Here is a 12088-nt window from a genome sequence, read left to right on the forward strand (position 1 = left end):
GGCAGGAAGAGCCGGAAAATAAGGCCCGGAATAAAGAAAAAGCGCCGGAAAACCGGCGCTTTTCAATAAATCACCTGGGAGGCGAAGGACTTAGATATCGTCCTTGGCTTCCAGAACCTGGCGGCCACGATACATGCCCGTCTTCAGGTCGATATGGTGCGGACGGTGCAATTCGCCCGTTTCCTTGTCTTCCATATAGGCCGGCGCGGAAAGCGCATCGGCGGAACGGCGCATGCCGCGCTTGGAAGGGGTGGTTTTCCGCTTGGGAACAGCCATCTCATCGCTCCCGTTTCAACACCGGCATCAGGCCCGGCTCGAAACTGTCAAATCTTTCAAGGACTTAAATAATTCAGGGCGCGGCAAATCCGAGCCAGCGCCCCATTGGGTGCGCGTTATAGCGGCAAATGGGGCCCGCGTCTATGGGCTCGTGGCAAAAAACCGCGCCGCGCTCCCCTTTTCGCCGCTCCTCAGTCCGCCTGCTCTTCAATCCGAAAGACAGCCCTCCGCGCCCCGGTAGCGCGCCTCGGCCCGGACCAGCCAGAAGACGGAGGCGGAAATGCGCTTTTCGTCTTCATCGACCGAGGCCCGCACCAGCTCGAAGCCGGGCGGATCGTCCTTCCGGCACTCTTCCAAGGGGCGCTCCGCAATAAAGACGCAGGAACAGGCGGTTTTGGCGACGGCCCGCGCGCCCACTTCCGCGTCCGCCGCCATGCGGCGGGTGGGGCCCAGCACCAGCGCGATCAGAACGGCGAGCACCACCGCGGAAACGAGATATTTGATATTCACGGGCACATCCTTAGGCTGCTTTGGCCAAGATTAGGAGTACCCGCCCGTGTCAGCTCTGTCCATTGCCGCTTCCGCCAAGCTCCCACACGGGGCCCTGAAAAGCCTGCTTGCAGCATGCTGCCTGGCGCTTTTGACCCTTCCGGCACAGGCCGAACTCGCCCCCCTCCCCGCTCAGCCGGAAGAGACGCGCTGGCCGGATGGCGGCTGGCCGGAGGCAGCCGGACCCGAAGCGCTTCAAACCCGCATCCGCGAGACGCTCACCAATGAAGACGACCCGCATCTGAAAGGCGTGCGCGCGCTTCTTGTCGTGCGCGGCGGCAAACTCATCGGCGAGGGGTACCGCGCGGGCTTTGACCGGAAGACACATTTTCAGTCCTGGTCCATGGCCAAAAGCATCACCCATGCGCTGACCGGTATCTTGAGCCTGAAAGGCAAGCTCGACATCACCGCGCCCGCCCCCGTGCCCGAATGGCACCGCCGGGACGGCGATGCGCGCGCCGGGATCCGTCTCGAGGATCTGCTGCGTATGCAATCCGGTCTTACGTTCCTGGAAAATTACGAAGCGCCCTCGAAATCCCACGCCCTGCAAATGCTTTTCGGCTCCGGGCGAAAAGATATGGGCCATTATGCCGCCAGCCTGCCGCTCGCCCATGCGCCGGGCACGCACTGGTCCTATTCGAGCGGCACCAGCAATATTATCGCCCGCATCCTGAAAGAAGCAGCCGGCACGCAAGACGCCGCCGCCTTCAACACCTTTATGCAGGAAGAACTTTTCAAGCCCATCGGCATTGAAAGCGCCGTGCCTGAATTCGATGCGAGCGGCACACTTATCGGCTCTTCCTTCGTGCATATGACCGCGCGGGACTGGGCGCGTTTCGGTTATCTTTATCTGCGCGATGGAAAGTGGAACGGCAACAGGCTCTTGCCGGAAGGCTGGGCCGATCATGCCCGCCGTCCCGCGCGCCATTCAGGCGGGCTTTATGGCGCTCATTTCTGGCTGAATGCGCCCGATCCTCAAACAGGCAAGCCGGCCCTTTCGGACCGGCTGCCTGCGGATGTGTTCATGGCGAGAGGTTTCGGCGGCCAGCTTGTGGCGATCTTTCCCACCCAGGACATGGTGCTGGTGATGCTGGGTGTCGTCTATGAAGACGATGCGGAGCCGCTGGTCAATCTGATTGCCGACCTGGCCGAGAGCGCTGCGCCCTGAGCCCGACGGAAACTTAGCGCTTCTCGTCTTCTTTTTTGTCGTTCTTTTTGTCGGACTTCACGGTGCCGGTCACCAGAAGATCGTCTTCGCTGATCCCGGCCGCGCCGCCTTCGGACATTTGTTCGAAGAGGCGCTGCATGCTCTCGCGGTCATAGGATTTCAGCGTGTCTTCGGCGGCAAGCGCTGCGCCCGCGCCAAGAAGGCCGGCCAGCGCCGCGCCCGTCACGATCTGCATGAATTTCGTCGTCTGGTTCCGCATGGGTCCCCCCGGAGTCGCGGTTTCGTCTCAATCTCTACCGCCACTCTAACGGCCAATCGGTACCAATTTATTAAAATGCAAAACGCGCTGTTGCAAATCGCACAGCGCGTTTTCTTCTCTTTAAGTAAATATTAACCCTGAAAGCAGCCGGGTCTTACGCCGCTACCGCCTTTGCCGGCTCCATGAAACGGTGTCCCGTCGCCTCTGCCACGGCCCGGTATGTCAGCTCGCCCTGATGGACATTGAGCCCGGCAAGAAGATGCGGATCGTCCTGCAGCGCCTTGCGGTAGCCTTTATTGGCCAGCGCCAGCGTGAAAGGCAGCGTCGCATTGTTGAGCGCGAAGGTGGAGGTACGCGCCACCGCGCCCGGCATATTCGCCACGCAGTAATGCACCACGTCATGCTTGATGAAAGTGGGATCGGCATGGGTGGTGGCCTTGGAGGTTTCGAAACAGCCGCCCTGGTCGATGGAAATATCGACGAGCACCGAGCCGCGCTTCATCTTGCGCACCATCTCCTCGGTCACGAGCTTGGGCGCGGCCGCCCCCGGCACCAGCACCGCGCCGATGACGAGATCAGCGCCCAAAACATGTTCCTCGATCGATTGCACCGTGCCGAAAATCGTGTTGAGCATCGGCCCGAATTGCAGATCGAGCTCGTAAAGCCGGTGCAGATTGATGTCGATGACCGTGACATGGGCTTCAAGCCCCATGGCCATGCGCGCGGCATTCGTGCCGGCCACGCCGCCGCCGAGCACCACGACTTTCGCCGCCGGCACGCCCGGCACCCCGCCGAGAAGCTGGCCGCGCCCGCCCTGCTCCATTTCAAGGCAGTGGGCGCCCGCCTGGATCGACATGCGCCCGGCCACCTCGCTCATCGGCGCAAGCAGCGGCAAGCCGCCGCGCCGGTCCGTCACCGTTTCATAGGCAATCGCGACGCAGCCGGAATCGATCAGCGCCTGGGTCTGATCGGGGTCGGCGGCAAGGTGGAGATAGGTGAAAAGGATCTGCCCATCGCGCAGCATTTTCGTTTCGGAAGGCTGGGGCTCTTTCACCTTTACGATCATGTCGGCTTCGGCAAACACTTCCTCGGCGCTTGCGGCAATCTTTGCGCCCGCCTGCTCATAAGCCTCATCGAAGAGCCCGATCGCGGTGCCCGCATCTTTCTGCACCACGACTTCGTGGCCGTTCACCACCGCTTCACGCACGCTTGCCGGGGTCATGCCGACCCGGTATTCGTGAACCTTGATTTCCTTGGGGACACCGATGCGCATGGCCTCATTCTCCTAAAGCTTGAGCTCTTGAAAGCTTGAGGGGCCGCGCCGGGAGCCGGAAGGCGCGCGCGCCCTTTACATGAAGGAAGTCTAGGCGCGAAAAACCCCGCTCTCCAAGAGCGGTCCGGCGGGCGGATTGTTCCCGCGTTTAAAATGATAAGCGAAATAAAGGCGCGCGAAAAATACGCAGCGGACGAAGAAGATGACGGAATTCAACGACGCTCTCAAAAACAGACTGGCAACGGGCCTCGGCGCCTTTCAGCACCAGCTTGCAGATGCCCCACATCTTAAACATGCCGCGGTCTGTCTGACGGTTCTCTCCCACCCAGCAGAGACGGGCCGGGCCTGCCTTCTTCTCACCCGGCGCGCGCCGCGCCTCAGTTCTCATGCCGGGCAATGGGCGCTGCCGGGCGGGCGCATCGACAAAGGCGAAAGCCCGCTCGAGGCGGCGCGGCGGGAAATGCGCGAGGAGGTCAATCTGCATCTGGAAGAGGCGCACTGCCTCGGCCGGCTCGATGATTATGAAACCCGCTCCGGCTATCTCATCTCGCCTTTTGTCTTCTGGGCGCAGGAGACGGGTGCGATGCGCCCCAATCCGGGGGAAGTCGCCTCCCTTCATCCGATTGCGCTTGAAGCATTCGATAGGCCGGACTCTCCCGAGTTCATTACCATCCCAGAAAGCGAGCGGCCCGTGATCCGGCTTTATTTCGAAGACAGCAACATTCACGCGCCCACCGCCGCCGTGCTGCATCAGTTTCTGGAACTGGCGCTGCACGGGCGCGTCACCCGCGTCGCCCATTACGAGCAGCCGGTCTGGGCTTGGAAATAAGCTCAGCGCGGGCTGAAGGCGATATGGCTGAAGCCATGACTATGGGCGCGGGCACTTTCAGGCGCTGCCGCTTGCACGGCCTTTTCCGCCGCGCTTGCCGGCCAGAAAACGTTCCAGCCTTTTTCATGGAAATAAAAGACCAGCGTGTTCACCGTCGGCTCGATCAGCGCGACGCCCGTGGCAATCGCCACCGAACCCGTCAGCGCGAAAGTCACGCCGAAGCCCACCCCGAAATGCAGGACGGCGAAAGTGGCGGTTTTGATCAGGTCTCTCATCGCAAACTCCATGATGCGAATTAGAATGATTTCAAAATATAGTTTTTGAGAACCATTGTCAACAAGAAACCTTGCCCTGCGAGGGGATGGGCCGGCGCGGGGCCGCGCAACCTGCCGCAACGGCGGGATGCCCCTCCGGCCCGTTAAAGCGGCGCTTACCTTAACCGCGCTTTACCTAAAATTTTAAACATCCGTGAACGGCTGAGCCTGCAGTCTCCATCTTGAGGGTGGGGTCATAAAAGAATGCAGGTGTCACTGTGTTTCAGCGTCTGATTGCCCTCGCCCAGGAACCTTCCAGCGACAAGCGCCGCGAACTGATGGGGCAAGTCGCGGATATCTTCACCGAAAATGCCGAAACCTATTCGAGCCGGGAGCTGGCGCTTTTCGGCGAGATCATGGCGAACCTGCTCAACCAGATCGAGCGTGAAAGCCGCCGCGAGACATCGCAAAAGCTTGCCCCGCTCTGCCAGACCCCGCGCAGCCTTGCCCTGCAGCTTGCCCATGACGAGGCGGAAATCGCCGCGCCCATGCTGCAGCATTCCCCGGTGCTGACGACGGACGATCTCATCGAACTTGCCAAGGCAAAAGGTCAGCCGCATTTGCAGGCGATTGCGCAGCGCGCCCATCTGGAAAGCGGGCTGACGGACGTGTTGCTTGAAAGGGGCGAGGCACCCGTACAGCAAACTCTTGCAGCGAACACCAATGCGGAATTTTCCGAATGGGGCGGCAAGCACCTCACCGAACTGGCAGAGAACGACACCCTTGTGCGGAATGCGCTTTGGATGCGCGCAGAACAGGGCGGCAAAGCCTTCAGCAATATCATCTCGGTCCTGCCGGAAGGCCACCGGGCGATTTTCGAAAAACTGACAAATGCAAGCGAGGAGGCGGCCAAGAATCTTCTGGCCATTGCCGCCCAGATCGCCAAACGCAACACGCCCGAATATCGCCGCCGCCGGCTGCACGCGAAAATTGCCGCCAAGGAAATCAAGGCAGGCCGGCGCTCTCTCGACACGATCGTGCGCCAATATAGTGAAAAAAACTGGATGCTGGCGCTTGCGCACCTGCTGGCGAGCGTTGCCGGGATCGAGGAAAAATTTGTCATCAACATATTGGCGAAAGGCTCGAACGAAGCGCCCGCGCTTTTGTGCCGCGCCCTCGGCATGCAGGACGAAACCTACCGCGCGCTCTGCCTGGCGCGCTGCGAAAGGTTGAAACTGCCAGACAGCATTACCGAACAATGGCTGGAGGAATTCCGCGCGCTGGACGGTGAAACGGCCCGGCGGGGTCTGCGCTTCATCACCGTGCGCACACGGCTGAGGCAAGCAAGCTGACGCCTAGTCCCCGCCCGCTTCCAAAAGAAAGCGCGCCCGCGCAATGCCGAGCCGCGCCGCAAGGTAAGGCAGGATTTCTTTTTCAAGCTGCGCTTTGAGCGTGTAAGGCGGGTTGAGAATAAGAAGCCCGCAGCCATTGAGCCGGTCCGCGCGCGCCTCTCCATAAATCATCAATTCGGCGCGCAGCCAGCTGCCGGGCGCAAGGGCCGCCGCCTCGCGGGCGAACCGGTCCACAGGCCCGCGCTCCTTTACCGGATACCAGATCATGTAGGTGCCCGTGGCAAAGCGGGAAAGCGCTTCTTTCAGATTCGCGGTGAGCGCTAAAAACTCATCGCGCTTTTCGAACGGCGGATCGATCAGCACGAGCCCGCGGCGCGCTTTCGGCGGCAAAAAGGATTTCAGCGCCAGATAGCCGTCGAGCCCGTAAACCCGCGCCTGCTTGTCCCCCTCAAAGCGGGAGAGCAAAACCTCCTTGTCCTTTTCATGCAGCTCGCAGAACTTCGCCTCGTCCCCTGCCCGCAAAAAGCCGCGGGTGATGAACGGCGAGCCGGGATAAATCCGCACGCCCTCGCCCGTCCCTTCCGGCTGCAGCGCGCGCACTCTCTCAAGATAGGGCCGGAAAATCTCCGGGCAGGCCGGATCGGCAAACAGCCTTGCAATGCCGCCCTGAAACTCGCCCGTCTTCTGCGCTTCCTCGCTCGAGAGATCGTAAAGCCCTATGCCCGCATGGGTGTCGAGCACGAAGAACGGCTTGTCCTTCTGCGTGAGATAGGAAAGCACCAGCGTCAGCACGTTGTGCTTGAGGACATCGGCAAAATTGCCGGCATGATAGATATGGCGGTAGTTCAAGAACAGCTTCCCAACGAAAAAGGGCACCCGGTAAAGGCGCCCTCTTTTAACCCGTTAAAGCAGGGAAGATAAACGGGCAATGCAGCGCGGATCCTGCCGCTTGCCCAAGCTCTCTAGCGCTGAACCATCGTCTGAGCGCGCTTGGCAAACTCTTCCGCTTCTTTGCCGTTGCCCTGGCGGATCGCGTCGATATCGACCGGCACCTTGACACCTTTTTGCGCGGCGGGCCGCTCGGCGATCTTGTCAATCCAGCGCTGCAGGTGGTCGAGCCCTTCGACGGACGCGCCCGACCAGGCATGGGTGCGCACCCAGCACCAATTGGCGATATCGGCGATCGTGTAATCATCGCCCGCCAGCCATTCGCTTTCGCCGAGACGGCGCTCCAGCACCTCAAAGAGGCGGCGGGACTCGTTTTGATAGCGATCGATAACCGGCTGGATCTTTTCGGGCCAGTAACGGTTGAAAACATTGGCCTGCCCCATCATCGGGCCGATACCGCCCATCTGGAACATCAGCCACTGAATCACCTGCGAGCGGCCTTTAGCGTCCGCGGGCAGGAGCTTGCCGGTCTTTTCGGCGAGATAGAGCATGATCGCGCCGCTTTCGAAGACCGCAAAATCGCCTTCATCACGGTCGATGATCGCCGGAATGCGCCCGTTCGGGTTGATTTTCAGGAACCAGTCCTGCTTCTGCTCGCCCGACTGCATGTCGATGGCTTTCACCTCGTAAGGCAGGCCGAGCTCTTCAAGCGTCACGGAAGCTTTCCAGCCATTGGGCGTGGAGGCGGTATAAAGATCGATCATGGGTTTTTCCTTGAGTTCCCCGAAAACAGGTTTTCTTTGAAGCCGGGCCGCAGACAGCACGCCTGCCATGCCCGCCGATTATGCAAGTGCCGTCGATATTGGCGCCGCCTGGCTAAAGCGCAACCATTTGCCCGGCACCGGACACCGGAAACCCGCTCACTTGGCCGTGAAGCGCGCCCCACGCAATCGATGTGCCTGCAGGGACACGGGTCCCGCCACTTGTTCATTTTTATCAACATTTTCATGAACCAGGCTCAATCATCCCCCTTGCACCCAATCAAAAAGAGAGAAAGACTTGTTGAATTCCCGCCTTTTTCTATGGCGGGCGGGGGTCAGCCAGGCAAATTCGGAGGATTGGGATTATGACGCGCAATAATGGCAACAGAGGCATGTCGGGTCTGCTGAAGGCGCTTTCGCGCCGTCAGTTCGTGACCGGCGCAGCGGCTGTGGGGGTGACCATCACGGCCATGCCGAAATTCGCCGCAGCGGAAGAGAAGAAGCTGAATTTCTACAACTGGGATACGTATATTGGGGAAACCACCCTTGATGACTTCAAGGAAGCCACCGGCATCGAAGTCACGATGGACCTTTTCGCCGACAATACGGAACTTTTCGCCAAGCTGCGCGAAGGCAACCCGGGCTACGACGTGATCGTGCCCTCGAACGACTATGTCGCGCGCATGTCCGAAGCCGGCATGCTGGAAGAAATCGATCATTCGAAGATTCCGAACATCAAGCATCTCTTCCCGCGCTTCCTGGGCGAGGACGTGTCCTTCGACCCGGGCCGGAAATATTCGCTCCCTTACATGTGGGGCACGATCGGCATCGGCTACCGCAAGTCGCGCATGGACGGCGTGCCGGATAGCTGGAAGTGGCTGATGGATTCGGACAAGTATGCCGGCAAGATCGCGCTTATGGGCGAATGCGGCACGCTGATGCAGATGGCCATGCAGTATCTCGGCCACGACATCAACACCACCGACCCGGCGCATTTCAAAGCCGCCGAGGAACTGCTGATCAAGCAGAAGCCGCATATCAAGTCCTTCGCCGAAGACAACGGTCAGGACCTGCTCGCCTCCGGCGAATGCGACATCGTGATGGAATGGAACGGCGATATTTCGCAGGTCATGGCCGAAGACGACGATATCGGCTATGTGCTGCCCACAGAAGGCGGGCTCCTGTGGGAAGATGCGCTGGCCATTCCGAAGGACGCGCCGCATCCTGAAAACGCGCATGCCTTCATCAACTACATCTATGAGCCAGAAGTGAACCGGCTCATTGCCGACTTCATCCAGTACGCTTCGCCGAACCAGACCGCGGTGGAAGGTATGGACCCGGCTTACAAAGACAATCCCGCCATCTTCCCGCCGGAAGAAGCGCTTGCAAAAGCGCAGACGGCGAAATATCTCGGCGAGGATGTCGTCGGGCAGCTTGAAGAAGCCTGCACGCGTATCTTTGCAGCCTAAGACGGCAGCAAAACGGGGCGGATGGAAATCATCCGCCCCGCTTTCGTTCTAAACCTTTTTAGCGGCGCTCTGTGGGCGCCCTATTTCAGTCAAGCACGCCGGGGCAAAGGGCGAGAATGGAACATTGGCGTAAATCCGCAGGCGCTTTCTGGGCGGGCTTTCTTCCGCCCACTCTTTGGCTACTGGCCTTTTTCTTCGTTCCCCTGTCCCTGATCTGGGCGTTCAGCTTCGGCGAAAAATCCGGCATCATCGACATCGATCTCGTCTGGACGTTCGAGAACTATGCCCGGGCGCTCGAACCGCTTTATCTCGGCATTTTCGCAAAATCGCTCTGGATGGCGACGATCACGACCTTCATCTGCCTGCTTGTGGGCTTTCCGGTCGCCATCGGCATCGTCTTCGCGCCGCCCAAAATGCGCATGTGGCTCTTGCTGCTCGTCATCCTGCCTTTTTGGACGAACCTTCTGATCCGCACATACGCGCTGATCGCGGTTCTGCGCACGCGCGGCCATGTCAATTTCGCGCTGGAATGGATGTGGGATCACGCCAATTCCTTTCTGACGCTGATCGGGCTCGGCAGCTTCAGCCTTCTGGGCGAGCGCTTCGAACCGCTCGAAATGCTCTATAACAACACCGCCGTGGTCATCGGCCTTGTCTATGTGGGCCTGCCCTTCATGGTGCTGCCGCTTTATGCCGCGCTCGACCGGCTGGACCGCTCCTATATCGAGGCGAGCCTCGATCTCGGCGCCGGGCACATCCGCACTTTCTGGTCCGTGGTCGTGCCGCTTGCCCTGCCTGGGATTGCCAGCGGCATCGTCATCACGTTCATTCCGACACTCGGCTCCTTCCTGACGCCGGACCTCCTCGGCGGGCCGGACAGCCAGATGATCGCCAATGTGATCGAGCGCCAGTTCAAGTCGGCCAACCATTGGCCCTTCGGCTCGGCGCTCTCCTTCATCCTCATGTATGCAACCTTCTTCGGCCTTGCCGTACGCGCGCTCATGTCGCGCAATGAAGAAAGGGGGGCCCGCTAATGGCTTTGCTCTCCCGCCTGCGCGCCCGGCGCGAACCCGTCGGCCCGCTCGATTATTACCGCAAGCTCTGGCTGCGGCTGATCATGGCCGGCACGCTGATCTTTCTTTATGGGCCGATTTCGACGCTGATCGCCTTTTCCTTCAATGACAGCCGGCGCAACATCGTCTGGCGCGGCTTCACGCTGAAATATTACGAAAAGGCGCTGGAAAACGACGAGCTGATCGAAGCGTTCACGAACTCGCTCACCATCGCCTTCTTCACCACCATCGTCTCCGTGATCCTGGCCGCGCTTGCCGCCTATGTGCTCTGGCGCTTCCGCTTTCCTTTCAAAGCGGCTTACGAGGGCGCCGTGGCGCTGCCCATCGTGATCCCGGAAATCTGCATGGGCGTCGCGATGATGGCCTTCTTCGCGCGCATCGGCTGGCCATCCGATCTGCCCTGGCCTCTCTCGCTCTCGCAGATCACCATCGCCCATATCGCCTTTTCCTTCCCCTTCGCCGCGATCGTCATCCGCGCGCGGCTGGAAACGTTCAACAGAGAGCTTGCCGAAAGCGCCCGTGATCTCGGGGCCTCCGAAGCGCGCGTCTTCTGGGACATCGTGGTGCCCCATATGAAGCCGGGGCTGATCGCCGGCGCGCTCTTGTCCTTCACGCTCTCGCTCGACGATTTCGTGATTACTTTCTTCACCGCCGGCCCCAATACGGTCACCTTCCCGGTGAAGGTCTATTCCATGGTCCGGTTCTCCGTGACGCCGGAAGTGAACGCCGCCTCGACCATCCTCATCGGTCTGACGCTGGTGCTCACCGCCATCGCGCTCCGGCTCCAGAACCGCAACAATATGAACATGCAAGCGTGACGATTATGGCAGACATGCAAGACCCGATTATTCGCATCGAAAATATCTGCAAGACCTATCCCGGCGGCGTGCAGGCCGTGGACAATGTCTCGCTCAATGTAGACCGGGGCGAGTTCTTCGCGCTGCTCGGCCCCTCCGGCTGCGGCAAGACCACCTTGCTGCGCATGATGGCGGGCTTTGAAATTCCGACCAGCGGCCAGCTCCTGATCGACGGACAGAACATGGCCGACGTGCAGCCCAACAAGCGCCCCGTCAACATGGTCTTCCAGTCCTATGCGGTTTTCCCACATATGAGCGTCGCGCAGAATGTCGGCTACGGGCTGAAAATCGAAGGCCGCCCGAAAAAGGAAATCGCCGAGCGCGTGCAGGAAGCGCTCGATCTCGTCAAGCTCGGCCATTTGGGCGGGCGCATGCCGGATGAGCTTTCCGGCGGCCAGCGCCAGCGTGTCGCCCTTGCCCGCGCGCTGATCAAACGCCCGAGCGTGCTGCTGCTCGACGAACCGCTTTCCGCACTCGATGCGAAACTGCGCGAGGCCATGCAGATCGAGCTCGTGCGCCTGCAAAAAACCGTGGGCATTACCTTCGTCATCGTGACCCACGATCAGGACGAAGCGCTTTCCATGGCCAACCGCATCGCGGTGATGGAACACGGCGTCGTCAGGCAGATCGCCGGCCCCGCCGAGCTTTACGAAAGCCCGAATTGCCGCTTCGTCGCCGACTTCATCGGCAAGATCAATCTCTTCGACGGCCAGGCGAAAGCAAACGGCAACGGCAAGACGCTGGTGGACACGCCGGTTCTGGGGAAAGCCGAATTCGGCGGCGACGCCAATGGCGCCGTCTCGCTCGGCGTGCGCCCTGAAAAAGTCCGCGTCAGCCGGGAAAAGCCGAGCGGCAATCTGCTTGCCGCCCAAGGCCCCGTCACCGACATCGCCTATTATGGCGGCTACTCGAAAGTCTTTGTCGATATCGGTGCGAAGGAACCCGTCCTGGCCGACATCACCAATGCCGAACGCAGCACAGGACTCGGCTTCCAAAACGGCGAAAATCTCTGGGTGAGCTGGCGAGCCGAAGACACGCTGGTTCTGACCTCGTAAACCGAAGCACACAAATACCTGCAGC

14 protein-coding genes are annotated in these 12088 nt (G+C 60.4%); 7 read left to right on the forward strand and 7 right to left on the reverse strand.

Going from position 1 to position 12088, the window contains the following annotated elements; all coding sequences use genetic code 11:
• Positions 1 to 90: 90 nt before the first annotated feature.
• Entirely contained in the window at positions 91 to 276 is a 186-nt protein-coding gene (rpmF, locus tag ACOQOT_RS14805; RefSeq protein ID WP_420559961.1) for a 50S ribosomal protein L32, read from the reverse strand.
• A gap of 207 nt (positions 277 to 483) precedes the next feature.
• Entirely contained in the window at positions 484 to 786 is a 303-nt protein-coding gene (locus ACOQOT_RS14810) for a hypothetical protein (protein ID WP_420559962.1), read from the reverse strand.
• A 46-nt stretch (positions 787 to 832) separates the two neighbouring features.
• On the opposite strand from ACOQOT_RS14810, the gene ACOQOT_RS14815 reads away from it, so the two are divergent.
• Positions 833 to 1993, forward strand: a complete 1161-nt coding sequence (locus ACOQOT_RS14815) for a serine hydrolase domain-containing protein (protein WP_420559963.1) — start codon at positions 833 to 835, stop codon at positions 1991 to 1993.
• Positions 1994 to 2006: 13 nt separating this feature from the next.
• On the opposite strand, the gene ACOQOT_RS14820 is transcribed toward ACOQOT_RS14815, so the two are convergent.
• The gene (locus ACOQOT_RS14820) at positions 2007 to 2252 is read right to left on the reverse strand and encodes a hypothetical protein (protein WP_420559964.1); all 246 of its coding nucleotides are present in this window, start codon (positions 2250 to 2252) and stop codon (positions 2007 to 2009) included.
• A 154-nt stretch (positions 2253 to 2406) separates the two neighbouring features.
• A complete protein-coding gene (ald, locus tag ACOQOT_RS14825) occupies positions 2407 to 3525 on the reverse strand; it encodes an alanine dehydrogenase (protein WP_420559965.1) in 1119 nt (372 codons plus the stop codon).
• A 202-nt stretch (positions 3526 to 3727) separates the two neighbouring features.
• Here ald and ACOQOT_RS14830 point away from each other — a divergent pair, with 202 nt between their 5' ends.
• On the forward strand, positions 3728 to 4354 hold the full coding sequence (locus tag ACOQOT_RS14830; RefSeq protein WP_420559966.1) for an NUDIX hydrolase: 627 nt from the start codon (positions 3728 to 3730) through the stop codon (positions 4352 to 4354).
• Positions 4355 to 4356: 2 nt separating this feature from the next.
• Here ACOQOT_RS14830 and ACOQOT_RS14835 read toward each other — a convergent pair whose 3' ends face one another.
• Positions 4357 to 4629: a DUF2061 domain-containing protein gene (locus ACOQOT_RS14835; protein WP_420559967.1), complete on the reverse strand. Its 273-nt coding sequence runs from the start codon at positions 4627 to 4629 to the stop codon at positions 4357 to 4359.
• Positions 4630 to 4886: 257 nt separating this feature from the next.
• Between ACOQOT_RS14835 and ACOQOT_RS14840 the strand changes: the two genes are divergently transcribed.
• Entirely contained in the window at positions 4887 to 5960 is a 1074-nt protein-coding gene (locus ACOQOT_RS14840; RefSeq protein ID WP_420559968.1) for a DUF2336 domain-containing protein, read from the forward strand.
• A gap of 3 nt (positions 5961 to 5963) precedes the next feature.
• Here ACOQOT_RS14840 and ACOQOT_RS14845 read toward each other — a convergent pair whose 3' ends face one another.
• Positions 5964 to 6809 (reverse strand): 23S rRNA (adenine(2030)-N(6))-methyltransferase RlmJ, encoded by an 846-nt coding sequence (locus ACOQOT_RS14845; RefSeq protein WP_420559969.1) that lies wholly within the window; start codon positions 6807 to 6809, stop codon positions 5964 to 5966.
• A gap of 113 nt (positions 6810 to 6922) precedes the next feature.
• Positions 6923 to 7612, reverse strand: a complete 690-nt coding sequence (locus tag ACOQOT_RS14850; RefSeq protein ID WP_420559970.1) for a glutathione S-transferase family protein — start codon at positions 7610 to 7612, stop codon at positions 6923 to 6925.
• Between the two features lie 362 nt (positions 7613 to 7974).
• On the opposite strand from ACOQOT_RS14850, the gene ACOQOT_RS14855 reads away from it, so the two are divergent.
• The 4 genes from ACOQOT_RS14855 (at position 7975) to ACOQOT_RS14870 (ending at position 12063) form a co-directional block, all read left to right on the forward strand.
• Positions 7975 to 9078: an ABC transporter substrate-binding protein gene (locus ACOQOT_RS14855; protein ID WP_420559971.1), complete on the forward strand. Its 1104-nt coding sequence runs from the start codon at positions 7975 to 7977 to the stop codon at positions 9076 to 9078.
• Between the two features lie 116 nt (positions 9079 to 9194).
• The gene (locus tag ACOQOT_RS14860; protein WP_420559972.1) at positions 9195 to 10112 is read left to right on the forward strand and encodes an ABC transporter permease; all 918 of its coding nucleotides are present in this window, start codon (positions 9195 to 9197) and stop codon (positions 10110 to 10112) included.
• Positions 10112 to 10969 carry an ABC transporter permease gene (locus ACOQOT_RS14865; protein ID WP_420559973.1) on the forward strand — a complete coding sequence of 286 codons (858 nt, stop codon included), beginning with the start codon at positions 10112 to 10114 and terminating at the stop codon, positions 10967 to 10969. Before ACOQOT_RS14860 ends, ACOQOT_RS14865 begins: the two co-directional genes overlap by 1 nt.
• A 5-nt stretch (positions 10970 to 10974) precedes the next feature.
• Positions 10975 to 12063: an ABC transporter ATP-binding protein gene (locus ACOQOT_RS14870; protein ID WP_420559974.1), complete on the forward strand. Its 1089-nt coding sequence runs from the start codon at positions 10975 to 10977 to the stop codon at positions 12061 to 12063.
• The last annotated feature ends 25 nt before the right edge of the window (positions 12064 to 12088 follow it).

Origin of the sequence: Tepidicaulis sp. (assembly GCF_965222285.1) — a bacterium.
GTDB lineage: Bacteria > Pseudomonadota > Alphaproteobacteria > Parvibaculales > Parvibaculaceae > Tepidicaulis.